Origin of the sequence: Rhodococcus sp. WMMA185, assembly GCF_001767395.1 — a bacterium.
Lineage (GTDB): Bacteria > Actinomycetota > Actinomycetes > Mycobacteriales > Mycobacteriaceae > Rhodococcus_F.
In genome coordinates, this window is record NZ_CP017014.1 from 3870114 (window position 1) to 3894751 (window position 24638).

The window sequence follows — 24638 nt, forward strand, 5'->3', positions numbered from 1 at the left end:
CGCATCGGGCGCGCGGCGCCCACCAAGGGGAGGTTTTACATGGGGTTCTATGCAGATCGGGTTCTTCCGCGGTTGATCGACAAGGCGTGCGGACTGCAGGTGACGGTGCCCGAACGCCAGCGGGCCTGCACTGGACTGCACGGACGCGTCGTCGAGATCGGATTCGGTTCCGGGCTCAACGTTCCGTACTACCCGTCAGCCGTGGAGTCCGTCAGCGCCGTCGAACCGGCCGACCTCGGCTGGAAACTGGCCGGCAAGCGGCTGGCGGAATCGGCGGTCCCCGTCGAACGGTCCGGACTCGACGGTGAGTCACTTCCCTTCCCCGACAACAGCTTCGACACCGCGCTGTCCACCTGGACGATGTGCACCATCCCGGATGTCGATGCGGCTCTTCACGAGGTCCGACGAGTCCTGAAACCCGGCGGCACACTACACTTCGTCGAGCACGGCCTGGCTCCAGATACAAAGGTCCAGCGCTGGCAGCACCGGCTCGAGCCGATTCAGAAGACCGTCGCAGGTGGCTGCCACCTCACGCGGCGAATCCCCGAACTATTGACACAAGCAGGTTTCGAAATCCGCGAACTCGATCGCTTCTACGAGCATTCGACGCCCAAGTTCATAGGCGCCCTCTCGCTCGGATACGCGGCCTCACCGCCTGCGAACGGTTGAGCCATCACGCGGCTCGTCGGTGACGCGCAGGGCTTCGACCGGCTTCCTGCTCATCAACGTAGAACAGCACGAGAGTGCAGAAGAGGAGCGACGCCGCAAGCCACGCTGCCTCGTGTCCAAGAATTCTCGTGCACACCGCGCCGATTACGGCACCGGCAGCGAAGCCACCCACAACCGCGCCGTACACACCGGTGTTCTTGCGTGCCTCGAGGTCTTTCCTGAGGAAGCCCGCGTAGGCAGCTTCGGTCAAGCGCATGAGGTTTCCGGTGGTGGCGATCGCAATGTATGACAGCGAACGCACCGACCGAAAGAGCCCGATCTGGAGGGCGGCGACGAATGCGATCGGAATCGTCACCACTGGGTCGGGGACGGTCGTCGGCACGAACCCGACTGCGACGAGGACGATGACCTGCGCAACCATGGCGGCCCGGATCGGATGCTCCACCACACGCTTCACGCGGGGACTCTTCAACGAATTCGCGATCGCGACACCAACGACAAACGCTGATATCGGCCACACATGTGCGAGCGCCGCGCCGACGTTCCCCGCAGAAAAATCGATCCCCATGAGGATGACGTTTCCGGTCTGGGAGTTGGCGAAGACACCACCTCGGCTGATGAACGTATACGCGTCGAGGAATCCGCTGGTGACGGTGAGCAGCACGGCAAACCGCAATGAGGTGGAGGTTTCCGTCGCCACCGCAAGCTCCTCTACAGATCCGACGACAGGGGGATTTCCGACACCGCCCGGTCCGACATCCACTCCCGCAGAACCTTCGTGGCGATCACATCGTCTTCGTTGTACTGCAGCAGACGCTCGCGCTGGGTGAGATCTGGTTCGCCGTCATAGCCGACGGCCTCGCGGTACCAACTCATCGACGCCTCGCCGCTCGCGTCCGCATCACGCCACCGGAACCCCGCCACGGGAGCAATCTTCTTGAGTCCCTTGCCGGCGGGGCAGATGAACTGGTCGCTGACGGCCTGATAGATGTCGACCCACTGCTCGCTGTCGATGAATTCGCGGACCTCGGCCTCGGTGGGGACCCCGGGCATCCCGGCGAACCGACGGGCCGAGTCCAGCAACCACTTGTCCTCGGCTGTACGGGAATAGCAGTATGCAGCGAAGGTCTTGCCGCCCAGTGCCGCCGCTTCTCGTTCGGCCATCAGCCACGTCCAGAACTCGGCGAACGAGCGCGCCTCGTCCTGCGTCGGCAACGGATCCCACGTGACGAACGGACGGTACGCCGAAATTCCGTCCGCGTTGAGCAGCGTTCCCCACAGGTACGCGCCACGCTCCTGGTAGCTCTCCATATCGACGTCCACCTCGACGTCGGCGCGTGTGACTCGGACCTCCGGAAATCTTCGCACCAACGGCGCTCCGGTCAGCCAGGCCTTGGCCGTGACGACTGCGTCCTCGAACGCGCCGTGCTGCCAGTCCTCGAGCGGTTCCCGGTCCCATGCCGCGAGGTCGTCGATGGTGTGGCACCCCGCTTCACGCAACAGATCGGCGCGCGGCCCCGAGGCCACCAGGCTCACATCGTGCGTCTGCGTCAACTGTTCCTCGCAACCGGGCCACCACGGGCACGAACGGCATTCGCCGATCTTCGACGGCACGGTCGCCGATTCTCCGCGCGCGATGGCGAGACGATCGGCAAACCGCTCGTCGTAGTCTTCGAGGATGGTCGTGAGATCGTGCACGAAAATCACGTCGGAGCCGAATCCGATCGCACCTGCCACGAGCGCCGGACTCGCGAGCCCGTGACTCTCGAGCATCCGGTACACCTGCGCGACGCGCATCTGGTCGCGAGTCTGGCCGCGGGGCTTTCTGGTCAGATCTTCCCGCGGTTCCCACTCGAACATTCCCGACGTGATCGCGCCGCGACCAGGATCGGTGACCTTGTGGTTGACGACGATCACCGGGATGTACCCGCCGAGATCGGCGTCGCGCATGAGGATCTCGCAGTGCGCCTTCCTGCCCACCTCCCGATCGAGCGGTAGCACCGCACCCCAGATGCGGTCCGCACCAGCGGCGCACGCGGCCATGGTGTCCTCGGCGCGCCTACGCGCGCTCTGCTCGGGATCGATCTGCACCCAGCGATCGGGGGCATGCTCTGTGAGAATCCGGCGGATCTCCTCGCGCTTGGCGGCCGCCGCATCCTGACGCTGGCGAACCCCAGCATCTTCGGGCGCGGTCGCAAGTCGTTCGGGGAACGCTGCGTCGAGGTGGACCCGATGACGACACCGCGTCAGTGCAGCGGGATCGATCACCGCCCCCGGCACCTGTGCAGGAGCGGTGCGGGGTTCGGACTGCTGACCGATTCGGGAAGGCACAATGACCAAGATTATGTGCTCCCCTAGGATTGCCTGGACACACCGGATGCAATTAGAAGCGTGGGCTGCGCTGAAACACCTGGAAAAGGGGTCTTTCGATGGGGTTGTTCAAGAAACGTAAGTCCAGAGCCACCCGCAAAGCGGAAGCCAGGGCACTCAAGCACAAGGCTGGAGTGGAAGCGAAGCTGAGCGCACGAAACGAGCGCAAGCGCGACAAGGCAGCCGCCAGGGCCAGCCGCAAGCTCGAGGCCGCCGAATTGAAGTCGCAGAAGAAGGTGGACAAGGCTCAGATCGCAACTCTGAAGGCGCAGGAGAAGGCCGCCGCCCGGAAAGGTTTCACAGTCGCCAACGTGCGCAAGTACCTCGGTATCGCTCGTGTATTGACTCCGGTGCTGCTTCCGCTCGCCTACCGCGCTGCCACCATCGTCCGCGCTCAGATCGATGCCCAGCGTGCCGAACGCATGGGGGTCTCTGTCGACCAGCTGGCCGAATTCACCGGCCACGGGGCCAAGCTCAGCGCCCGCATCGCCGGTGCGGAGAGCTCCACCACCAAGATTCTCGGGCAGAAGCCGGACGACGCGGAAACGCAGAAGTTCTCCGCCGCCATCCGTGACCGCCTCACAGACCTGAGCACCGCCGTCCGCGCGGCAGAGCAGATGCCCCACGCCCGGCGCAAGGCCGCCCACCAAGCGATCGCGTCCGAACTCGACGGCGTCGAAGCCGATCTACTTGCCCGACTCGGCGTGCGCTGAAGAACGACCGCTGTGTACCCCGCCCGCCGTGCCTCGACCGCCCCTCTTCGGGGTTCGGCGGTCGGGGCCCTGGTGGGTGCTCTGGCGATCGCGGCGCACGGTGTCGGCGGGGGTGAGGTCCCCGATTCCGCCACTCTGACCCTGCTGCTCGTCACCTGCGGCGGTGTCGGCGCGATGACGACATACCTGCCCACCCGCTTCCACGGCCGCCTCGGCCTTGTCGCCTCGCTCGGCCTCGGGCAGTTGGCCGCGCACTATGCGCTCACACTCACCGACCATCCTCATTCGGCGGGTCCAGCCCTGCCGATGTTCGCCGCACACGCTCTAGCCACAGCGATATGCGCGCTGCTGATCGCCAGCGCCGAACGGATTTTCGAGTCACTCGTCCACGTGTGGCACTTGGTGGTGCGCGGCGAACCACAATCGATCTCGACGCCCACGCACTCGCACGTCTCTTCGCACCACGCGAACCCCGTCGACGCCCTGCTGCGGGCAAGCATTTCCCGCCGTGGTCCACCGGTCCGAGTCTGACCTTTTTCACTTCAAAGCTCAAACCAGTAAGGACCTATCGATGACACCTCTATTTCGCCGTGCCCAAAATTCGCGCGAGCAAGATCCAACGACTCAGCGTTCTGGTTCCGTAACGTGTACGTCGGACCCCGGTGTCGGGGTCGGACCCGGCCAGTTCCAGCAGTTCGAATTGTCGGGGGGAACCACTACCCGAGGAGGACGAAGTGTTGTTCCCTGCCACGCAGGCCCACAGCTTCGGCGCGGGCGGCCTCAGCACGATGGCCCGGAGCTGTCGCTCATGAACACACGTACCTCAATCACTTCGGTGCGAGTCCTCATCGTCGGACTGCTGGTGATGGCCTCGAGCATGCTCGGTGTCGCCACCGCATCCGCGCACGCCGCCGCCATGGGCTCCAACCCGGAAAACGGTGCTCAGATCGCGACCGCCCCGGATCACGTGAGCGTCACGTTCAACGAACCGATGCAGGAGTCGTTCGCATCACTGACCGTCGTAGGGCCGGACGGCAACCTGTGGACCAAGAGTGACCCGTCGGTCGCAGGGGACACGGTCAGCGCCGAACTCGGTCAGCTGGGACCGGCCGGCGAGTACACCATCGCGTACCGCGTCGTCTCCGCCGACGGACATCCCGTGAGCGGCACAAGCACGTTTACGCTCACCCAAGCGGAGTCGGGCGCGCCGGGAGCCCCGGCCAACCTGGCCAGCGATACGAGCACCTCGGCCAGCAGTCCGGTTGAATCCGGGAACGGTGGAGTTCCATTGTGGCCGTTCATCGTTGCGGGTGTGATCGTGTTTGCAGGTGGACTATGGCTCGCACTTCGCAAGCCTCGCGCCGAGAGCTGAGACGGGCGGGTACGGCCCGGCAGTGGTTGCTGCTGGCCGTACCCACCGCCCTCGTCGGGGTCGCGTTCGGTTGGGCGCTGGCTTGGCCGGAAGGCCACGACCCTGCCAGCGCCGTCCGGGCCATATCTCTGGTACTGGGTTCGGTCGTCCTCGGGCTCGCGGTACTCGGCTGGTGGAGCCGCACGGAAACTCGCCCATTCGCACAGGATGCACGGCTGTGGCAGCTGTCGACTGCAATCGCCGCGGCCTGGATGCTCTCCGAGGGACTCCTGCTCACTATGACTGCGTCCGAAACTGATGCCGAATCTCTGCTCGAGCTGTCGGTCGGGCGGTTCGGGCAATACGTGACCGAGATCAGCGCCGGACGTGTCGGCCTTGCAGTTTTCGCATGCACGCTGGCCGCCACCGTGTGGTCGGCGGTTGCGTTCAGTTACAAAGATGCCCGGTCACCGATGCCGGTGTTGGTGCTCGCAGCGCTCGCCCTGGTGGCCCGGCCGATCACCGGGCACATGTCTCAACAGATGCTCGGCTCGCTACTCAACGTCGTTCACGTGCTTGCCGCCGCTCTATGGCTCGGGGTGCTCGCCGCACTCGGGCTGATGCTCCGCTCGCGCGGGGACTGGGCTAGGTGGCTGCCGCGATTCTCGAACCTCGCCGTCTGGTGCGTGTCGCTATTAGCCGTGGCGGGCGTCATCAACGCCGCTGTCAAGCTGGGCGGGGTATCTCCCCTGTTCAACACCGGGTACGGCCAGATAATGCTCGCCAAATCGCTGTTGCTCGCGGCGCTCCTCGGGCTCGGCTGGTGGTGGAGGCGAACCTGGGTCGGCCAGGCAGCCGCTCACCGGATCAGTGCGGAAGCGTCGCTGCGCCGAGCCACCTTCGAAGTGGTTGCGATGGCTGTCGTATTCGGGCTCGCCGCCGTCCTGGCCACCACCGCCTGACTAGGTCCCGGCGGGTCAGCGAAGAACAATCTTTCCGCGACTTCCGCCCTCCTCGCCGGTGCGCTGCGCCCCTGCCGCATCGGTCAGCGCGAACGTGTGGACCGGCGGTAGAGAAAGCTCTCCGGCCGCGGCCAGATCCCCCAACCTGCGCAGCGTCTCCGTGCTCCGATCGTCGGAAGTGCCTGACGAGAAGGTGATTCCCAAGTCGAACGCCGCAGCGTCCGACAGTGTGACGATTCGCTCGACACCCCCACGCAGATCCATTGCCGCCCCCAGCCCACCGCGGCCGGCATCGAGCACGGCGTCGACTCCGCCCGGCGCGAGTGCGCGCACCCGATCAGCCATGCCCTCACCGTAGGTCGTGGGCGTCACGCCCAGTTCTCGAAGGGCGTCGTGGTGCCTGACGCTCGCAGTACCGATCACAGTGGCCCCGCGTTCCCGCGCCAACTGCGCAGCCATGGTCCCCACCGCACCCGACGCACCGTTCACCAGCACGGTTTCGCCGGGTTCAAGTTTCAGCAGTCGCAAAGCCCGCTCGGCTGCCTCACCGGCGACGGGAATCGTCACAGCCTCCGTCCAACTCAATTCGGTCGGCTTCGGCGCCACGACGGTGGCGAGCGCATATTCCGCGTACCCGCCGGTGTCGGACCAGCCGAACATCTCGGTCCCGACCGTCGCCCCCGCCACGCCCGATCCGACCGCATCGACCACACCGGCCACCTCGCTGCCGGGGATCTTCGGGAACTTCACCTCCATCACTTCTGCCATCGACCCCGACCGCACCTTCCAGTCGAACGGATTCACCCCAGCGGCACGGATGGCGAGGCGCACCTGGTTGCCCGTCGGCTCGGGTATCGGAGCATCGACGGTCTCGAGGACCTCCGGGCCGCCGTATCTCGAGTACGAAATTGCCTTCATTGTTCGGTTCGCGGTCGAAGTCGCCATAACAACAACCCTCGTCCCTTCCGAGCATTTTGTCACCGTCAAGCGGTGGGCACATGCTCGCGAGTCAGGGAACCGTCGACGACGTTGTAGACCGAATCCATCCGATGGAGGTGGCCTGGAACATGAGTCACCAGCAAGGTCGCGACATCGTGCTCGCGAACGACGTCCAGGATCAGGTCCATGATTGCCGCGCCGCGTTCCTGATCCAGGGCGCTCGTCGTGAAACGAAAAGTCGCTGCCCAAGATGCACCATCACCTCGAGTTGCTAAAGCGCGGTCAGCAGACACCGCAGACACGCCAGTCAGCCGGCAACTCCTGCCGCGTCTGTCCGAAGATCGCGCTTGAGGATCTTTCCGAGCGCGTTTCGCGGGAGTTCGTCTCGGACGTCGAGCCTTTCGGGCAGCTTGTATGAGGCGATCTTGCGTTCGCGCAGAAACTCCGTCAAATCCTCTATCGACAGTGATGCTCCGTCCTCGAGGACCACAACAGCACGCACACGTTCACCGAGCACGTCGTCGGGATATCCGACAACGGACGTCTCGCGGACCGATGGGTGTTCGGCGATCAGGCCCTCGAGTTCGGCCGGGGCGATATTCATGCCACCGCGAATGATGAGGTCCTTCGATCTGTCCGCATAGAGGAGGAACTCATCGTTCTCGCCCGCTATGGAGAACAGGTCCCCACTGCGCAGGTACCCATCCTCGTCGAACGGACTGTCGACCGACTCGGCATCTAGGTAGCCACCGAAGACGGTCGGACTCTTGAACCTCAGCTCACCGACGACGCCCGGCTGCGTGATCTCCTCCCCGCTGACCGGATCGACCAACTTCATGTCCGTCCAGCGACCAACCATGCAATCCCGGTAGCGCTCGGATCCGTAGCGAGGGAAGAAGCAGGCCCGTTCGGTGGGGTCCGGGATCTGGCCGGGAGTGGAATTGAGGCCCAACCCCTCGTTGGATCCGAAGAAGTTGATGATCCCGATGCCATAGGTGTCCTGCCAGCCGCGCACCATCCAGGGTTGCAGCGGCGCCGAGCCCGATCCGATGAGGCGCAGCGACGACAGATCGGCTTGCGAGATCAGTGCCTCGTTCTGTAGCAGCATTGCCAGAAGGGCCGGTGGGGCGACGGTGTAGGTGACACCGTGCCGGGCGATCTGGGTGAGGAAGGTAGGCAGATCGAATGGATGATGCTGGACCAGTACGCAACCGGTGAGCAGCCAGGGCAACAGCATGCCGCTGATGCTGGCCATGTTGACCATGGGGAACGGATTGAGCATCACATCGGCCCCGCTGACCGTCGCGGCCTCGGTGGTGGCTCGGGAGACGGCCAGCCAGTCGTAGTGGCATCGCGGCACGCCCTTGGGTGTGCTCGTGGTGCCGGATGTCCAGCAGATAGTGAGACAGTCATTGGGATCGGCCGGGTGCGTCGCAACGTAATCGCGGACCTCGTCGAGCGAAGCTACTTCGCGCACCGCACCTATCGCGTCGACCGCCCCGGCCGGAATCTCACTGCCGAAAGCAAGAACGGTGTGCACGTCTGCCAGCGCACCCCTCAGGGCGACGAGGTCGTCCGCCAGCCTTCGATCACCTGCGCGGCAAATGGTGATGATCGCACGAGCCCGGGCAGCGGTGGCCATTGCGGCGAATTCGTGTTCGCGATACTGCACAGGAACGGGTGAGACGATCAGACCGAGGCGCCAGGCCGCGAGATAGGCGGTCACGTATTCGACTGTGTTGGGCATCTGGACCATCACCACATCACCCTGACGCAGTCCCTGGCGCAGCAGAACCGCGGCGAAACGCCATACCTCGGTGTCGAGTTCGGCCCAGGTCAGTTCGCGCGACTCGATACCGGTGAGGTCTGGCTTGTTCGGCGGATCGATCACCGCGATCCGATCAGGATGCCGATCGACGGTTCCACGGAATAGATCGTCGACCGTGTCGTCCGTCCACCATCCGTCAGCACGGTAACGATCGATGGTCTCTGCCGTATGACAGGGGCGAGGAGTCATTCAATACCACCAACTTTCACTGGGTCGAGTGGGAAGATGCCGGAGTCTGTTCGGAGGTCTTGCTATCAGTGATGTCACTGTTTGCGATGTCACTGTTGGCGATGTCACTGTTGGTGATGTCGGTGCCGCGGAGTTCACGCCTGCAATGCCCACAGGCGAGACGAGGGTCGAAGGGATGGTCGGCTTCAGAGTCGGGTAGTTGATGCCGGAACGTCATCGCCTGGCCCTCGGGCGAGTGGAACCACCGCTGCCCCCAGGCGACGATCAGCATGATCACCGGAAAGAACGCGCGGCCCTTGTCGGTGAGGTGGTACACGGGGCGGTCCCTCCGCCCGCCCGCCGATACGACCTCGAAGATGTCGAGTTCGCAAAAGCGTCTGAGCCGATCCGACAGGACGGTCGGTGGCGCGGAGAGGATTCGCTCGAAGTCCTTGAATAGGTGGGCACCCGCGAACGCTGCGCCGACCATCGCCGCAGACCAACGGTTTCCGAGCAGCGCGTAGGTCTGCGGGAACGCCAGGTCCTCACCCACCGTGCCGCCGCGGGACCGCCGCCGGGTCGAGGCACTCGGGACGCTGCGATCCCAGCCGCCCGCGGGCCCGAACGTACCGGCCACATCCCGAGGTTGGACAGACTCGGAGCAGAAGGCGCAGGTCAGTTCGGGGAGGAAGTCGTGATCGCAGCTCAGATGGTGCAGGGGCGGGATGGGCGGCGTGTGTTCGGGAACCCACGCCAGTTCCCACCCCCAGATTGCGACCAGCGACGGCCACAGATCCCTGCCCCGCCGGGTGAGGAGGTATTCGTAGCGCACCGGCCGCTGCTGGTACTCCGATCTGCGAAGCACGCCGAGATCGACGAGCATCCCGAGGCGGCTGGTGAGCACGGCGTTGGAGATGGGCAACCGCTCGAGCCAGTCTTGAAAACGGGTGGCCCCCGCAATCGCACAGCGCACGATCCGAAGGTTCCACTCGTCCCCCGTGAGGCCCTGAGTGATGGCAATGGCGTTCGGGCCTCCAACCGTCAATTCCGTTGGCAGGTCGGCGTCTTCCACCGTCGGCCAGTCGCTCACAATCCCAGCGCCGCGGTCATGGTGTCGGCCGTTCGCCAGTTCGGGATGTTCGCGCCCGCGGCCCACGTGCTGTGGGTTCCGCTGGCGATGCGTTCCGGAAGCCGTAGTCGTGCGATCGGGCCGACGGTGACGTTCGCGGCGTCGAAGATCAGGCATTCGGACCGGTCATTGGCGACATCGGTGGTCAACGTGATGAGGTACCCGTCGTCCTCCGCTGTGGAGCCCACACGAGGCGCCATCGCGGTTTCGCTGCCGAACACTCCGTCGTCGAATCGGTAGTGCTCCTCTTTTCCGGTCTCGGTGTCGTGCTTGATCAACCCGTCGAACAGGAAGAACCCGGGCGTCCCGGTGGCCGCATAGGTGTAGCGGTGTCGACGGCCCGAGAGCGTGCCGTTGATCATCGGGAACTCGCTGATCCGGTCGCTGAGGCGTTGCTCGGTCACCTGCCCGGTGCGCATGTTCAGGCGCCACCGATGCAGATACGTCTGCATGTTGTCGAGGGACAGGAAGCGCGAGAGCCTTTCGTAGTAGCTGGCATCAGCCGGGACCTGCGGTTCCGGATTGTCCTGGAAGTACCCGTCGAGGACTATCTCGTCACCGTCTTCGTAGGCGTTCGCCCAGTGCAACACGTAGGTAGGGGCGGCCTCGAACCAGCGGATCTCGTGGGACCCTCCCCGCCGAGGTATCACACCGATCCTGGTGGGTAGCTCCTGGTGGAATCTAGCGGCATACCCACCCTTGCGGAGAATGTCCTCGTCCCAGAACAGCGGGAAATCGTTGAGGATCGCGTAGTTCTCGGTGAACGACATGTCGTGCGGCAACCTCGGCCCGGGCAGTTCGATGTCGACGTAGTGCACCAACCGGTTATCGGGGTCGACCACCCCGTAGTGCATGAATGGCGCGTCGGTGCCGTAGTTGAAGAACAGCATCTCGCCGGTGTTCTCGTCGACCTTCGGATGCGCGGATACCCCCTCGCTCGGGAACTTCCCGTTCCATGTGGTCTTTCCCTGATCCTCGAGTGTGAGCGGGTCCATCCGGTACAACTCACCGCACTGGTAGAAACTGGTGATCGCGGCACCGGCATGTACCACCACATCGGTGCTCGAGGCGTCCTTCATCCGCCCCCTGGCACCCCAGCCGTCCTCCCGCAACGACTTCGACGGGCGCTCGGAAATCCCTGCCCACAGCGCATGCCCGGCCTCCTCCTCGGCGCGCAAACCGTCGGTACGCACGAAGCGGTTGCGGTAGAAGGCTTTGCCGTCGCGGAAGCCGACCAGATGGACCATGCCGTCGCCGTCGAAGGGGTGATACCGGCCGATCGAGGGTCGAACCGGGTTCTCGGTATTGCGCAGATACACCCCATCGAGGTCCGCGGGGATCTCCCCGGCGACCAACTCGAGTTCGGGTGCGTCCCACTCCGTAGTCTGCGGACGCCATGCGCCGGTGCGGTACGGGTGGTCATCATCTGCCGGCAGGGTGCTGATGACGCGGCCAACTACGTCCATGTCCATCGCAGATTCCAATCAGTTTGTGGCTGGGCTTGATTCGACGACGAAACTGGCCACCGTCGTGGCACTGCCGCCGATGTTGAGGGTGATGAAGCGGCGTGCGCCAGGGACCTGGTAGCCGTCGGCTTGTTCGGTGACCTGCTTGTAGCCGTCGAACAACATGCGGACCCCGCTCGCCCCGACAGGATGCCCGACGCCCATCAGCCCACCGCTCGGATTGACCGGGATACGCCGACCGCGCTCGATGTCGCCGCCCTCGATTGCCTTCCAACTCTCGCCGGGCGGGGTGATCCCGAGATGGTCGATGATCATGTACTCGGTCATCGAGAAGCAATCGTGCACCTCGGCCCCGTCGATCTGTTCGATCCCGGCCAGCCCCGCACGACCCAGAGCGTCGGCGACAGTCTGGCGGACGTGCGGCAACACGTACACGTCGTCGGCGGACGCCCGCAGCTTCTGTGCGAGCGGCAGGCCCGCGGTGCGGTGCCCCCACCCGGTGATCGTGGCCATTGGTCGTGCGCGCAGGTCTGGTCGGCGCTCGAGTAATCGCTCGGAGACCAGCACCACCGCGCTCGCCCCGTCGGTCATCTGGCTGCAGTCCTGACGTCGCAGGCGCCCGGACACCGGCGGATTGTGCTGGTCGTCGTCAGCGAAGCTCTCTGGGGTCAGCGACCATCCGCGTGTTTGCGCCAGTGGATTGGTGCGGGCATTGCCGAAGTTGAGTTCGCCGATCGCTCGGAGGTAAGTGTCGTCGAGACCGTACCGACGGTCGTATTCGTCTGCCAACGAGGCGAACATGTGCGGCCACACATAGTCGACGTCACCCGCCTCGTGGCCCACCCAAGCCGCCGCTCCGAGCGTCCGGGCGCCGATGTCGCCGGAGACCGTCTTCTCCAGTTCGGCGCCGATGACCAGGGCGCAATCGTAGCGGCCCGACTCGAGATCCGTCATCGCTCCCAGCACGGCCATACTGCCGGACGCGCACGCGGCTTCGTGCCGGGAAGACGGGACCCCCACCAGTGTCGGCGCCACGGTTGCGGGCATCGCGCCGAGCTGACTTTGACCGGTGAACAGTTCGCCGAAGGCATTGCCCACGTGAATCACCTCGATGTCACCGAGGCCGAGACCCGAGGATCCGAGGACTCCGTCGATGGCCTCGGAGAACAGGGCGTCGAAGCCCAGTTCCGCGCGGTGCCAGTTGACGGCGAAGTCGGATTGATAGCCACCGAGGACGTGGATCATGTTCTGCGGCATTGAGCTCTCCCGGCTCTAGGGTGCGTAGATGTGTGACGCCTGTCACCAAGCACGCTACACCTAACAGAGTTACTCCGCAGCTTGATTGGAAAGACAATCGCCTCGGATCCGCCGGTTCAGCTGGCCGTGCGGGATGTCAGTTCGGTGACGCCACCGATCCCGATGAAGCGCTCGGATGCGGCAGTGATGTCTGCGATGAATCGTTGCTGCTCGTCTTTCGGCGCATCTATCAGGCGCTCCGCACCCGACCACTGGGCGTCGGACAGTTTTCTGGCCAGTTGCGCCGGCTCGGCGCACGGAGTCGCCGCACCGGTCTGGCCGAGACCCTCGATGAAGCGGATGTACCGGCGAAGAACCCGGCCGTGCGCGGTCTCCAACTGCTCTTTGACCACCGGGTCGACGGCCGCGCGGTCCTCGATCAGCGTGAACAACCGCCCGAAGCGGAAGACCGACTCGATGAATGCGGCAGTCGCAGCGCCCAAAACGACGCGAGGATCCGTGCCGGGCTGGACGGGGATGCGCTGCGCCTCCAAGAACATGTCGAACACGCTGGCTGAGACAGCATGGAAGACCTCTTCCCTCGAGGGAAAGTAGGTGGAGAGCTCACTTACAGAGATGCCGACACTGCTTGCAATAACCGCCATGGTGGTGCGTTCGTACCCAAGTTTGGCAAAACACCGACCCGCAGCGTCCAGCAACGCGCACCGATCTGCGTCGTTTCCGAATTCATGCACCGCACATGCCTCCTCGAGGCCAGCCAACGCCCGACGTGTCGGCCATCACACATTTTCGGTCCGCATTTCATCAGTGTCAACCGCGAATGGCAGTTCGCTTCTGGATTGACCTCCGCTCCAGAGATACGGAGTTCAGCGGCCTTGCCAGATCGGCGGCCGTTTCTCTGCGAACGCCGTTGGTCCCTCGATGGCGTCCGCGCTGGCGAAGACAGTCGCGATGGCGGCGGTATTCGCCTCCCAGACTTCGGCGCCCCAGTCGGACTTGCTCGCGGTGCGATGAATCATCGCCTTCGATTCGCGCACCGACAGCGGCGCATTGCCCGCGATCTGCTCCGCGAGATCGAGTGCCGCCTCGAAAGAGGTACCAGCCGGGGCCACACGGTTGACCAGGCCCCATTCTCGAGCCTGCGCCGCCGTAATCGGTTCACCGGTCAGCGCAATCTCCAACGCGATCTTCTTCGGAATCTGCTGCTGCAGGCGGATGACGCCACCGGCTGCGGCGAACAGTCCGCGCTTGACCTCGGGAAGCCCGAGCTTCGCTTCCTCGTCGACCACGGCAAGGTCGCTGGCAAGGACGAGTTCGGTGCCGCCGCCGAGCGCGAAGCCGTTGACCGCAGCGATCGTCGGCTTGCTGATCCAGTGCTGCGCGTACCCCGCAAAGCCCCACTCGGGGTGCCCGTCCGCCGCCGTGTTCTCACCCGCCGCCAGTGCCTTCAAATCCGCTCCCGCGCAGAACGCGCGGCCCGAACCGGTGATCACCACAACTCGCACGTCGGGATCGGAGTCGGCCTTCTCGAGAAGGGTGCCGACGGCCGTCGACAATGCAGCGTTCACCGCATTCATCGCGGTGGGGCGGTTTAGGGTGATGATGCCGACTCCCCCACGCCGCTCCCACAGCGCGGCCGGCTCAGTGGTCTCGTTCTGCTCTGGCATCGTGACAACCTCCGGCTCGATGTGACCTTGCGATCCGCGACCCTTCCGTATGCGTCGCACCCCTCGTGCAGGGTGCGACGCATACGGATGGGGTGCGGATCAGGATCGTTGGCTCAACGCCCGGGAATCCATTGCAGCGCCTTCACTGCCATCGGCAGCATCTTCGCCCACACCTTCGCCGGGAGCCCACGGGGCCCACCGAGGTTGACGATGCGGGTGGTCGCGATGGTTTGCGGTTCGGTGTACTTGAGGAGGCCATCGTCCCCGTGCCGACGCCCGACTCCGGACACTCCCATACCGCCCATCGGAGCATCGGTGCTGCCCCAGGCCGGGCCGTATCCCTCGTCGACATTCACGGTTCCGGCGTGGATTCGCGCGGCGATGGCTTCGCCCTCAGCCTTGGTTCCCGCCCACACGCTTGCATTGAGGCCGTACTCGGTGTCGTTCGCCCGCTCGATTGCCTCGTCCACGGTCGCTACCGGGTAGATCGACACCAGCGGTCCGAACGTCTCGTCCGTATAGCACTCGGCGCTCTCCGGAACATCGGTCAACACGGTCGGCTCGTAGAACAGCGGACCGAGGTCGGGCCGAGCCTTGCCGCCGGCGACCACGGTGGCGCCCTTCACGACGGCGTCGTCGACGTGGCCGGACACTACCTTGACCTGCGCCTCCGAAATCAAGCTCCCCATTTCGATCCCGAAGTCGTAGCCCGGACCCAGCTTCATGTTGCGGACGCGTTCGCCGAACATCCGAGTGAACTCGGCGGCGATAGACTCCTCGACGTAGATCCGCTCGATCGAGATACAAAGCTGCCCCGAGTTCGCGTAGCAAGCGCGAACAGCGGCGTCGGTGACCTCCCGCAGGTTCGCCCCCGCGGTGACGATCATCGGGTTCTTGCCGCCGAGTTCCGCCGAGAAGCCGATCAGGCGCCGCCCGCACTGCTCGGCGAGGAGCTGGCCCGTCGCCGACGACCCGGTGAACATCAGGTAGTCGGTGTTCTCGACGAGAGCAGTGCCAACCACGGTGCCTTGACCGGGGACCACAGCGAACAGGTCGCGGGGCAGTCCGGCCCGGTACAGCAAGTCGACGCAGGCCAAAGCGCAATACGGGGTTTGGCTGTCCGGCTTGAGAACCACGGCGTTGCCCGCGAGCAAGGCAGCAATGGCATCTGACACTGCAAGGTTCATCGGGTAGTTCCACGGAGAGATGACACCCACGACGCCCTTCGGGTGGTGCCTCACCACAGTCTTGGTGAGGCCCGGGAGCATGCCCGAAGCGCGCCGCGGACGCAGCAGCTTGGCTGCGATGCGCGCATAGTGGCGGGCGGTCAGCGAGATGTCGAGGACCTCTTCAAGCGCCGCGGCCCGAGACTTGCCGGTCTCGGCCTGCGCCATGTCCATCAGCGCTTCCCGGTTCTCCAACATCAGGTCGCGGTAGCGATGGAAGATGGCGGCGCGTTCGGAGGCCGGCCGCTTGGCCCATTCCTTCTGTGCCACCCGCGCGCGTGCGATCGCGTCCTTGGCATCCTGAGCGGTGCCGATCGGGACCGTGGCCAGCTCCTTACCGGTGAACGCTTCGACGACGGAGCGCGTCTGGCGATCGGCCGCATCTGGGATGGCAATGAGATCGGCGAGCCGCGCGAACGTCGCGGCTGTCGGAGCAGGCATTTTGTACCCCTACTAGTTAGTATTTTCTTCGGTTACACGCAATCTACCCGTTCGGTGCACCAAGTCACCAGGGTTGGATCCGGCAGCGGAAGCGTGGCACCCGCTGCGCTTTCGCCAAGGCACAAACAACAGAGCGTGTGATGATGTTCCTATGGCGAAGAGCATGCGCGACGAGGAGTGGCGGGCGTTCGCTTCCCATGGCACTCGGACGGGGAAGTTGTCGACCGTGAACGCCGATGGCAGCCCGCACGTGGCACCGGTCTGGTTCGTTCTGGACGGCGACAATCTCTTCTTCACTACCGGCAAAACGTCGGTGAAGGGCCGCAACCTGACCCGTGACGCTCGGGCAGTCCTGTGTGTCGACGACGAGCAACCACCGTTCGCGTATGCAATTCTCCAGGGCCGCGTCCAGCTCTCGGAGGACCCGGCCGAGCTGTTGGAGTGGGCCACCCGTATCGGAGGCAGATATATGGGTGAAGAGCGTGCGGAGGAGTTCGGTCGACGCAACGGGGTAGCCGGCGAGTTTCTCGTGCGTCTACAGATCGAGAAAGTGATCGCGCACAAGGAGCTCGCCGACTGAATCCTCGAGTCGGCATCTACCGAAGAGACGCGAACACCCAGCGAAAGGTCGTCATGAGAATTCGGGAAGTCGCGCACCAACTGCGGGCCGACGGCGCTGACACCCTTATTTACGGCAACCCTTACGAGACCGTCAACGGTGCCACGATCATCACCGTCACCAGGATTCGCGGCATCCTCGGCATCACCGCCACACCACTGGGGATATTCGTCGTTCACGACGGAGCAGCCAGATGGGAACCCGCTTTCGACGCCAACCGAGTGGCGCTCTTCGGCGAGTTCATCGGATTGGCGGCGGTTGTGATCGCCACTCTTACAGTTCTCCGCCGACCGCCCTGGCCTGACTTGTCGCGACCAGGATAGGCACCTTCTACGCGTCTGCGCGGTTGCCTTCCACAGGAGTCCATCGCGCTCGCCGGATACTCGCGATCTTGTGGTGCCTGCCCGTGGGCATAATTCCCGGGAGCACGAACTCCCACATGTCGTCGACCCGTTCCGCAAGGTCAGTGTGTTTCGTCAATACCTGCGAGACGGTGTTGAGACCGGTGAAGGCGCCGATGACGAAGCGGGCCAACCTCGCCGGGTCGATGTCGCGGCGGAGGTCATCTTCCTCGATGGCCCTGCGAGCGAGCAACTCGCAGGCATCGATCCATTCGAGATACGGATCGGCGGGCCCCTCGTCCCCGGCGCTGAGCTCGAGGGTTATCCGAATGCCGGCACGCACAACGGGATCATGAACAATCTGCCGAACCATCTCATGACAGAGCATCACGATCTGCTCGATCGCCGGCGCGCGTTCCCTGCCGATCGCCTCCACAGCGGCAATGGAGATGCTGTGCTGTTCACCAATGATGAAACGCGCCAAGTCCTCTTTCGAGCGGAAGTGGAAGTACAGTGCCCCCTTCGTAATTCCCGCGACCTCGACGATATTGCCGAGCCTGGCTCCTTCGAAACCCGACTTCTCGAACATCGTTGCTGCTCCACGGACAATTTGCCGCTTGGTGGCGGCAGCACGTGCCTGCTGAACCACGCCCACACCTTCTCCCTGCCGTCCGCACAATGGAATGACCACTACGGACGCGCCCAGCGTGCCCAATCACCCGAACCGACGCTACCAGTGTGCGCAATAGCAGACATCCCGCGAATCTGCGCTCGCCCGAGCGCCGTTCACTTCGACCGCTGCGCTCGAAAGTGCTCGCACGACGAGCTCAGAAGAACAGCTGGTAGACGAACAAACCCGACACGGAAAGGATCGAGCAGAAACCGAGTACCCCCAGAATGTTCTGCCACCATTTGTTGCGGAGGGTTCCCATCAGCGTCGGTCGGTTGCTCATCGTGAGCAACAGGATCCCAAGGAACGGGGCGACCAGCACGGTCAGCGCCTGAGCGCCGATGATGAGCTGGATCGGGTTCGACTGCACGATGAGGGTGACAGACAAGCCCACGGCAAGGATCACCGCACTGGTCCTCTTGGCGACGGTGCTGCTCGATGTCGGGCCCTTCCCGAGCGCGTCGGAGAGCATGATGCCACCACCGGTCGCGTTGGCGACCATCGACGAGAAGGCCGCACCGGACAGGCCGATGGCGAAGATCGTCGATCCAACAGGCCCGGCGAGGTGCTTGTTGGTTGGCTCGTTCCGCCCGCGGGTTTTCGGATACTGCCCTATAGTCGAAAATATGTTCGAATCAAGTGTGTGGGGTGGGGCCAAGATTCGGCGGTGGCGGGCCGTGGTGGTTGCCTGGTGAACACGGTGCTGCAAGCGTACCGGTTCGCCCTCGATCCCACCCCGACCCAGGAGGAGGCGTTGCGGTCGCATTGCGGGGCGCAGCGGTTCACCTACAACTGGGGGTTGGCCGTCGTGAAAGCCAACCTGGATCAGCGGGCCGCCGAACGCTCCTATGGGATCGCCGACGCCGATCTGACTGCGGCCGTGGACTGGTCCGCGTACTCCCTCCGCAAGCACTGGAACCAGATCAAGAACGAGACGGCCCCGTGGTGGGCGGAGAACTCGAAAGAAGCCTATTCGTCCGGTATGGCGAATCTGGCGGCGGCGTTGTCGAACTGGTCGACGTCCCGGTCCAGAACACGGAAGGGCCGCCGAGTCGGCTTCCCCCGGTTCAAGGGCAAGAGGTCGGCGCTGTCGTGCCGGTTCAGCACCGGGGCGTTCGGGCTGGCCGACTCCGACCGTCGGCATGTGAGGCTGCCGCGGATCGGGATCGTCCGGACGCACGAGTCCACACGGAAACTGGCCCGTCGTGTCGACGCCGGCACGGCCCGAATCCGGTCGGCGACCGTGTCATTCCGCCGGGGCCGGTGGTTCGTCTCGTTCTCCGTTCAGGTGCAGCGCACCTCACCGGCACCCGTGCCACGCGCCACCGCCGCCCCCTCGGTGGTGGGGGTCGATCTCGGGGTGAAGACGTTGGCGGTGCTCTCGACCGGAGAAATGATCGAGAACCCGAAGCATCTCGAGCACGCCCAAAAGAAGTTGCGCCGCCTCAACCGGCAGGCCGCACGTCGGGTCGGGTGGGACAAGCGCACCGGCCAACAACCGTCGAGCCGGTGGCTTCACACCCAGGATCGTGTCGCCAAGCTGCTCGCCTATGTGGCCGATGCCCGCCGGGACGGGTTGCACAAACTCTCCACCCGCCTGGTCCGCACCCACGATGTGGTCGTGCTCGAGGATTTGAATGTGGCCGGGATGCTGCGAACCCGGTCACTGGCCCGCCATATCGCCGGGGTCGGGATGGGTGAGGTGCGCCGCCAGAGCGTGTACAAGGCCGGCTGGCAAGGTACGACCGTGCATATCGCGGACCGGTGGTATCCGAGCTCGAAGACGTGTTCTGCTTGCGGGGAAGTGAAAGCCAAGCTGTCCCTGAAGAAACGAGTATTCAAGTGTGACTGCGGTCTGCGTATGGACCGCGACCTGAACGCCGCCCGCAACCTCGCGGCCCTGGTTCAGGCGTCCTCCCCGAGTTGCGGGGCGACGGTAAACGAGCCCGATGGAACCCCACGGAAGGCCCGCACCGTGCGGGCGGCGGGGATCGCCACGGGAAGACTCACCCCTCGTGTGAGTCAAGGCCGGGGCCGTGAGGTTCCGGCTCAGGGAACAGATTTCCATATTCCCTGAACGGTGATGGGAGCTGGGACAAAGCCGGCGAGGAAGCGGGCCGCCGACTGTTCGGTTCGGCCCACCGCCCCACCGCCGTCTTCACTGCCAACGACAACCTCGCCCTCGGCATCATCACGGCGGCGCACCAACGATCCCTATCCGTCGGTGGCGACGTCGCGCTGGTCGGATACAACGACGTCCCTTTGGCGCATCTGCTCCCGGTCCCCTTGACATCGGTGCGCACGCCATTCGATCAGATCGCAGCCACCGCTGTGGATCTGATGCTCTCGCCGACTCCGATCAACGACCCGATCCGACGAGCCATGCCCACCCTCATTCCCCGGCGGTCTTCGGGCCCGCCAGTGGTCGGAACCGGCCGCAGGTGAGCCGTCGAGTCGTGCTATTTCAATCGGATTGGCCTTCAGCGCCCCTGCTTCGGGCCGCAACCGGCTCGTCGTGAGACCGGATGAACCGCATGATCCTGGGCACCACGGTCTCCGGCATTTGCCAAAGCAGACTGTGCCCGCCTCGTGGGAATATCTCGGTTTCGGCGTGGGGAACGTTGTCCGATATCCGCTTTGCCCCCGCTTCCGGATCTGCCAGCACTGTCTCGGACCCGAAGAACGCGTAGGTCGGAGCCTTGATGGACTGCAACTCGGCGTCGGTCAGTGGCGACTGCCAGGGCGTTCGACGAAGATAGCCCAGCGAGGCTTTCGAACATGTCGTCTCCGAGTCTGTCAGGACCAGGCCGGGCGACATCCATGCATTGAACTTCGCAAAGTTCTTGTCTGTCGGCCGGATTGCAAGCCAGAGTATCTTGAACAAGATGCTCTTTCGAACCTTGGAAACTGCTGCGCCGGGCTCGCCTAGAGTCAAGCTTGCGAGGCGGTGAGAGATGCCTGCCCCGACAAGTGCCCCGTGCCATGCCCCCTCCGAGTATCCAAGCAGGTGAACCCGCTCGAGGCCGAGGCCGGTAAGGACATCGTCGACCCATGCTGCGTAGTCGGCACCGGTCGTCATCGGCGCAGTCTGGACGCTCTTGCCCGCCGTTCCGATGGTGTCGAGCGCGTAGACGACTCGGTCGCCGGCAAACTCCTCGATGAACCGATGCCAGCCGAGGCTGTTTCCGGAGATGGGATGGATCAGCACCAAAGGGATACCCTGCCCGCCTCCGCACTTGCGCACATGAGTCGTCCCGAACGAGGTCTCGACGTCGAGCTCCGTGACTGGCAGTGCGGCTGGCCACAATTTCTCGAGTTCGTCGTATGCACGCAGATACCGCTCCCGAGCGCGGTCATTCTTGAACTGTCCAATCTTGGCCATGCGCATCCCTTCATCAGGTTTTGATGGTACGAGCATATAACATAAATGGTATGTGCGTATCATCTAAATTTGTGTGCACGTTCCTCAGGGAGAAGGAGGCAAGTAGTGCCTCGATTGGTCGACCATGAAGTACGTCGTCGTGAAATCACCAGTGCCGTCAAACGAGTCGTCATACGCCGTGGCCTGGAGGCTGTGACGTTTCAATCAGTTGCGGCTGAAGCGGGCATCTCTGTCAGGCTCGTGCAGTACTACTTCGGGACGAAACGAGAATTCCTCCTCGCCACCCACCGCTCGGTGATGGAAGATGCCGGAAACAGATTCACGAAGCAGTTGTCGACACTGGGTGACGACGTTTCGCCACGCTCAGCAGTATGCGCGATCCTGATGCAGCTACTTCCACTCGACGCAGTCCGCCGGGAAGAGGCCGTCGTTCTCGGGGCATTCGCCGCTGCAGCGATCACCGGCCAGGGCATCAGCGCGGAGGAAACCCTGGCTGCGCCTAGGGCACTCGTGTCGATTGTCGAATCTCAACTGACGCGTGCCGGCGCGACAACACCGCACCTCGACGCCGAACTGATTCTCGCGGCAGCCGGTGGCATTGCCCAGGGAATGGTGCAGGGCCACTACACCGATCAAGCAGGCGTCGAGTTGATCGACCATCTCCTCGATCGTGTGGTCTGATCCACCTGATTCAACGGGCGAGGAAGGCTGCTGGCCTGGTCACTGCCACGGAGCAGGTGTTAGAGGTCCGGGTCTCAACTCAGTCAGAGAAAGCTGACCAGCAGATGCTGTTGCGCCGGAGCTGGTCTTCGAGCACAAGCCCACGGATCGGTTCGGGGAGTTTGCTTCGCTGCCAGTCACGCTCGATCCGGCCTGCCCGGGAATTGTCGGGTTGCGCGCTTCGAACTGCCTTGATCGCGTACGCCGCGGCGCCGAGGTCGTGTTCAGCGACGTGCCCAACGCATGCGGCCTGCCCGGCTGCGTAGGCAGCGAACCGAGCCGGGCCGATGAGGGGCCTGGCGGCACCCATCGCATGTCCTCCTGCTGAGCGTGCCTGCATCATCGACATTTGACCGCGGGCCCATGCTCGGGCAGCCGCGACTGCATCTCGAGGACGTAGATCATCAGGTTGCTCGCACTCGAAGTGGCCCAGAACATGATCCGCGCACTCTGCCGCCCACAACGCGAGCAATCGATGATCGGCATCGGTCAACGAGCCACCCCGACGAATGGTCATCATGCGGGAGTCTCGGATCTTGGGCAGGATCATCGCTTCTCAGTCACTCGATTGCCCGGCGTGGGCGGGGTGGTGACTGGTCTCGTAGACGCCCGTCGAGTTCGTGCACGAGCTGGCTGACCCTATTCTTGCCACCACCAATCCGCGGGTAACGGTGGAGAATGTCGATGAGCAGCGGGGACGCGAGGTTGACAATGCGCTCGACCAATTTGGCCCCGGGCTCGTCCTCGCTGGGGCATATCTCGAAGACACGGACGGTATGTGCAGATGCCCTCAGGATGTGGTTGACCTGGGCCGCGTCCGCCAGCGGATGCAGGTACGCCGAGGCGGCGGCATCACCTGCGGCCATCGCGGCGTGGAACGGTACGGGCGATGCGGATTCTTTTGCGGCACGGTGGGCAGCCGATGCCGTCACTCGCTGAGCACGGGATCGGCGGTCTCCGTTGACGAAAGCCGCAGCGGCCTCGAGCGCCCTACGCGGCCTGCTGTCGTGGAGACGGTGCGCTTCGAACAGGGGGAGCACCTGCACAGCCGAGGCGACGGCGAAGGACGTCACCGCCCTCAGCTCATCCGAGGACAAGGTGAAGTCTGGTGGATGCGGTTCGCGCCGCGCGGGAGGCACCGGCTGAACGTTCACGCTCTGATCGTAACTTCGAGCCCTCGGCCCGAAGGTTCAGACGGTTTGCCCGCTGGTATCGACGTCTCGGCGTGGGGACTACCCACGCCGAGACGTCAACGAGTCACGCTTGGTCTTCAGGCAAGCGCGGCAACGGCCGACGCGTACATGGTGGACTTGATCGCGCCCAAAGTGCCGGGGTCCTTTTGACCGATCGGGGCGACGAGGTCGATTGCGCTGTCGAGGACCGCGCCTTCCGGGGCGGTCGCATCCACCAGTCCGCCGGTGTGCGCTTCGGTTCCGCCGAAACGATGACCCGTAGTCATGGCCTTGACCGCGGTCTGCGGGTTCAGCTTCGACTGGATCAGTGCAGCCATCCCCGGCGTGAACGGAATGTGGATGTCGACCTCGGGGAAGCAGTAGAAACCACGGTCGGATCGCATCACGCGGTAGTCGTGGGCAATTCCGAACATGGCGCCGGCACCGAACGCATGCCCGCCTATGGCAGCCACCGTGGGCAACGGAAACGTCAGAATTCGGCTGAAGAGCGCATGTACTCTCCCGACATACCAATCCGTGCGCTCGCCGTTGGCCATCAGCCACTCGAGATCGAGGCCGTTGGAGTAGAACTTCCCGGTCGACGTGGTGACGAGGGCCTGCGAGCCTTGCTCCTGCACGTCGTCGAGGAGTCCGTTTACCGTGTCGAGCCACTCGGGAGAGAAGCGGTTCTCGTCATCGCCGAGATCGAGAACGGCGATCTTGTCCCGGTAGGTGAGTGTGGCAGTCATGAGGAGCCTTTCGTGTTGATTTCATGACGTTTCCCCGGAGTTGGGGGGTCTAGGTCGAGGACGGCACGGACGGCTACCTCCAAGTGTCGGCGCATGGCGGTGTCCGGTTTCCGCCGACCATGCAGAAGAAGCCCGGTGGGGAGGCCTACGACGCAGGACTCGATCACTTCTACTGCGCGACCGTCCTTGCGCTCCCACAGAGCCAGAGCCAACCGGGTGAACAGTTCCGTGAGGACGGAATCGAGGCGCGACAACTCATCCGAAACACCCTCGGGGACATCCGCCCCCAGTAGTTCATCCCGGCGCACGGTGAGAAGAAACCGTGACGACTGCGGGAAGCGCTCGGCGAAGATCGCCGGGCTGTCGGCCGCCGCAACAACCGCATCCACCGCGGCGGCCCTGCCATCTGCCGAAAGGCAGGCCAGTGCCTGCTCGACCGACTCCTGTTGAACACCGAGGAATCGGTGCGCAGCCCGCAGCCAGGCGCGCCCGACCAACCCGCCCCGCGAGCCGAACGCGTGATAGATCGCGCCATTGGACATCTCGGTGGCCCCGGCGACCGCACGCAGCGTGACCGCGCTCGGCCCGCCCTCGACGGCCAGCCTTTCGGCGGCATCGAGTGCGTCGTCGAGATCGTGAACGCGCGGCCTGGGCATGCAGCGAACGATAGCAGATCAAGCGTTCTATTACTCATCGGTAGGTTTGTGAGGTTCGATACGCCCCGCATCGGGAGTTGGTTGGGTGCTCTGAGCGTCGCCGGCCCAGAAAATCACGGGTGCTATCGGCCCGGAGAAGCTAA

25 protein-coding genes and 3 pseudogenes are annotated in these 24638 nt (G+C 64.2%); 10 read left to right on the forward strand and 18 right to left on the reverse strand.

Annotation, left to right across the window (positions count from 1 at the left end):
- Positions 1 to 39 precede the first annotated feature (39 nt).
- Positions 40 to 669, forward strand: coding sequence for a class I SAM-dependent methyltransferase (locus BFN03_RS17430; RefSeq protein WP_070380065.1), 630 nt, complete (start codon positions 40 to 42; stop codon positions 667 to 669).
- A gap of 4 nt (positions 670 to 673) precedes the next feature.
- On the opposite strand, the gene BFN03_RS17435 is transcribed toward BFN03_RS17430, so the two are convergent.
- Positions 674 to 1369, reverse strand: coding sequence for a YoaK family protein (locus BFN03_RS17435; RefSeq protein ID WP_070381033.1), 696 nt, complete (start codon positions 1367 to 1369; stop codon positions 674 to 676).
- An 11-nt stretch (positions 1370 to 1380) separates the two neighbouring features.
- A complete protein-coding gene (locus BFN03_RS17440) occupies positions 1381 to 2937 on the reverse strand; it encodes a TM0106 family RecB-like putative nuclease (RefSeq protein WP_070381034.1) in 1557 nt (518 codons plus the stop codon).
- A 161-nt stretch (positions 2938 to 3098) separates the two neighbouring features.
- Between BFN03_RS17440 and BFN03_RS17445 the strand changes: the two genes are divergently transcribed.
- The 4 genes from BFN03_RS17445 (at position 3099) to BFN03_RS17460 (ending at position 6065) form a co-directional block, all read left to right on the forward strand.
- Positions 3099 to 3752, forward strand: a complete 654-nt coding sequence (locus BFN03_RS17445; protein WP_070380066.1) for a DUF6474 family protein — start codon at positions 3099 to 3101, stop codon at positions 3750 to 3752.
- A 12-nt stretch (positions 3753 to 3764) separates the two neighbouring features.
- Complete coding sequence (locus BFN03_RS17450; protein WP_070380067.1) at positions 3765 to 4283, forward strand: hypothetical protein; 519 nt, start codon at positions 3765 to 3767, stop codon at positions 4281 to 4283.
- Between the two features lie 277 nt (positions 4284 to 4560).
- A complete protein-coding gene (locus BFN03_RS17455) occupies positions 4561 to 5124 on the forward strand; it encodes a copper resistance CopC family protein (protein WP_070380068.1) in 564 nt (187 codons plus the stop codon).
- The gene (locus tag BFN03_RS17460) at positions 5088 to 6065 is read left to right on the forward strand and encodes a copper resistance D family protein (RefSeq protein ID WP_070380069.1); all 978 of its coding nucleotides are present in this window, start codon (positions 5088 to 5090) and stop codon (positions 6063 to 6065) included. Before BFN03_RS17455 ends, BFN03_RS17460 begins: the two co-directional genes overlap by 37 nt.
- A gap of 15 nt (positions 6066 to 6080) precedes the next feature.
- Here BFN03_RS17460 and BFN03_RS17465 read toward each other — a convergent pair whose 3' ends face one another.
- The 9 genes and pseudogenes from BFN03_RS17465 to BFN03_RS17500 all read right to left on the reverse strand — a co-directional run bounded on the left by BFN03_RS17465 (position 6081) and on the right by BFN03_RS17500 (position 16186).
- Positions 6081 to 6983, reverse strand: coding sequence for an NADP-dependent oxidoreductase (locus BFN03_RS17465; protein WP_070380070.1), 903 nt, complete (start codon positions 6981 to 6983; stop codon positions 6081 to 6083).
- Positions 6984 to 7048: 65 nt separating this feature from the next.
- Positions 7049 to 7231: pseudogene (locus BFN03_RS20275) on the reverse strand (ABC transporter ATP-binding protein); the annotation flags it as partial.
- Between the two features lie 80 nt (positions 7232 to 7311).
- A complete protein-coding gene (locus BFN03_RS17470) occupies positions 7312 to 9021 on the reverse strand; it encodes a class I adenylate-forming enzyme family protein (protein ID WP_070380071.1) in 1710 nt (569 codons plus the stop codon).
- Between the two features lie 16 nt (positions 9022 to 9037).
- Positions 9038 to 10090, reverse strand: a complete 1053-nt coding sequence (locus BFN03_RS17475; RefSeq protein WP_070380072.1) for a winged helix-turn-helix transcriptional regulator — start codon at positions 10088 to 10090, stop codon at positions 9038 to 9040.
- Complete coding sequence (locus BFN03_RS17480; protein ID WP_070380073.1) at positions 10087 to 11601, reverse strand: carotenoid oxygenase family protein; 1515 nt, start codon at positions 11599 to 11601, stop codon at positions 10087 to 10089. The genes BFN03_RS17475 and BFN03_RS17480 overlap by 4 nt, the downstream gene beginning before the upstream one ends.
- A gap of 12 nt (positions 11602 to 11613) precedes the next feature.
- Positions 11614 to 12852, reverse strand: coding sequence for an acetyl-CoA acetyltransferase (locus BFN03_RS17485; RefSeq protein ID WP_070380074.1), 1239 nt, complete (start codon positions 12850 to 12852; stop codon positions 11614 to 11616).
- Positions 12853 to 12968: 116 nt separating this feature from the next.
- Positions 12969 to 13586, reverse strand: coding sequence for a TetR/AcrR family transcriptional regulator (locus tag BFN03_RS17490; RefSeq protein WP_070380075.1), 618 nt, complete (start codon positions 13584 to 13586; stop codon positions 12969 to 12971).
- Positions 13587 to 13718: 132 nt separating this feature from the next.
- Positions 13719 to 14519: a crotonase/enoyl-CoA hydratase family protein gene (locus BFN03_RS17495; protein ID WP_070380076.1), complete on the reverse strand. Its 801-nt coding sequence runs from the start codon at positions 14517 to 14519 to the stop codon at positions 13719 to 13721.
- 113 nt (positions 14520 to 14632) lie between these two features.
- Positions 14633 to 16186 (reverse strand): succinic semialdehyde dehydrogenase, encoded by a 1554-nt coding sequence (locus BFN03_RS17500; protein WP_070380077.1) that lies wholly within the window; start codon positions 16184 to 16186, stop codon positions 14633 to 14635.
- Between the two features lie 151 nt (positions 16187 to 16337).
- On the opposite strand from BFN03_RS17500, the gene BFN03_RS17505 reads away from it, so the two are divergent.
- Positions 16338 to 16766 (forward strand): PPOX class F420-dependent oxidoreductase, encoded by a 429-nt coding sequence (locus BFN03_RS17505; RefSeq protein ID WP_070380078.1) that lies wholly within the window; start codon positions 16338 to 16340, stop codon positions 16764 to 16766.
- Between the two features lie 53 nt (positions 16767 to 16819).
- The gene (locus BFN03_RS17510; RefSeq protein ID WP_070380079.1) at positions 16820 to 17128 is read left to right on the forward strand and encodes a hypothetical protein; all 309 of its coding nucleotides are present in this window, start codon (positions 16820 to 16822) and stop codon (positions 17126 to 17128) included.
- A gap of 7 nt (positions 17129 to 17135) precedes the next feature.
- On the opposite strand, the gene BFN03_RS17515 is transcribed toward BFN03_RS17510, so the two are convergent.
- Together BFN03_RS17515 and BFN03_RS20280 are read right to left on the reverse strand one after the other, a co-directional pair.
- Positions 17136 to 17795, reverse strand: coding sequence for a ScbR family autoregulator-binding transcription factor (locus BFN03_RS17515; protein WP_070381035.1), 660 nt, complete (start codon positions 17793 to 17795; stop codon positions 17136 to 17138).
- 178 nt (positions 17796 to 17973) lie between these two features.
- Positions 17974 to 18381 (reverse strand): annotated as a pseudogene (locus tag BFN03_RS20280) (divalent metal cation transporter); the annotation flags it as partial.
- Between the two features lie 78 nt (positions 18382 to 18459).
- On the opposite strand from BFN03_RS20280, the gene tnpB reads away from it, so the two are divergent.
- A complete protein-coding gene (tnpB, locus tag BFN03_RS17525; protein WP_232320318.1) occupies positions 18460 to 19893 on the forward strand; it encodes an IS607 family element RNA-guided endonuclease TnpB in 1434 nt (477 codons plus the stop codon).
- Between the two features lie 26 nt (positions 19894 to 19919).
- Positions 19920 to 20261, forward strand: a pseudogene (locus BFN03_RS20285) (substrate-binding domain-containing protein); the annotation flags it as partial.
- Between the two features lie 19 nt (positions 20262 to 20280).
- Here BFN03_RS20285 and BFN03_RS17535 read toward each other — a convergent pair.
- Positions 20281 to 21198 (reverse strand): alpha/beta fold hydrolase, encoded by a 918-nt coding sequence (locus tag BFN03_RS17535; RefSeq protein ID WP_070381037.1) that lies wholly within the window; start codon positions 21196 to 21198, stop codon positions 20281 to 20283.
- Positions 21199 to 21303: 105 nt separating this feature from the next.
- Here BFN03_RS17535 and BFN03_RS17540 point away from each other — a divergent pair, with 105 nt between their 5' ends.
- Positions 21304 to 21879 (forward strand): TetR/AcrR family transcriptional regulator, encoded by a 576-nt coding sequence (locus BFN03_RS17540; RefSeq protein ID WP_070380082.1) that lies wholly within the window; start codon positions 21304 to 21306, stop codon positions 21877 to 21879.
- Positions 21880 to 21958: 79 nt separating this feature from the next.
- Here BFN03_RS17540 and BFN03_RS17545 read toward each other — a convergent pair whose 3' ends face one another.
- The 4 genes from BFN03_RS17545 to BFN03_RS17560 form a co-directional block, all read right to left on the reverse strand.
- Positions 21959 to 22468: a putative immunity protein gene (locus BFN03_RS17545; RefSeq protein WP_070380083.1), complete on the reverse strand. Its 510-nt coding sequence runs from the start codon at positions 22466 to 22468 to the stop codon at positions 21959 to 21961.
- A gap of 10 nt (positions 22469 to 22478) precedes the next feature.
- Positions 22479 to 23072: a putative immunity protein gene (locus tag BFN03_RS17550; RefSeq protein WP_232320321.1), complete on the reverse strand. Its 594-nt coding sequence runs from the start codon at positions 23070 to 23072 to the stop codon at positions 22479 to 22481.
- Between the two features lie 116 nt (positions 23073 to 23188).
- Positions 23189 to 23839 carry an enoyl-CoA hydratase-related protein gene (locus BFN03_RS17555; RefSeq protein WP_070380084.1) on the reverse strand — a complete coding sequence of 217 codons (651 nt, stop codon included), beginning with the start codon at positions 23837 to 23839 and terminating at the stop codon, positions 23189 to 23191.
- Complete coding sequence (locus BFN03_RS17560; protein ID WP_070380085.1) at positions 23836 to 24495, reverse strand: TetR/AcrR family transcriptional regulator; 660 nt, start codon at positions 24493 to 24495, stop codon at positions 23836 to 23838. The genes BFN03_RS17555 and BFN03_RS17560 overlap by 4 nt, the downstream gene beginning before the upstream one ends.
- Positions 24496 to 24638 lie beyond the last annotated feature (143 nt).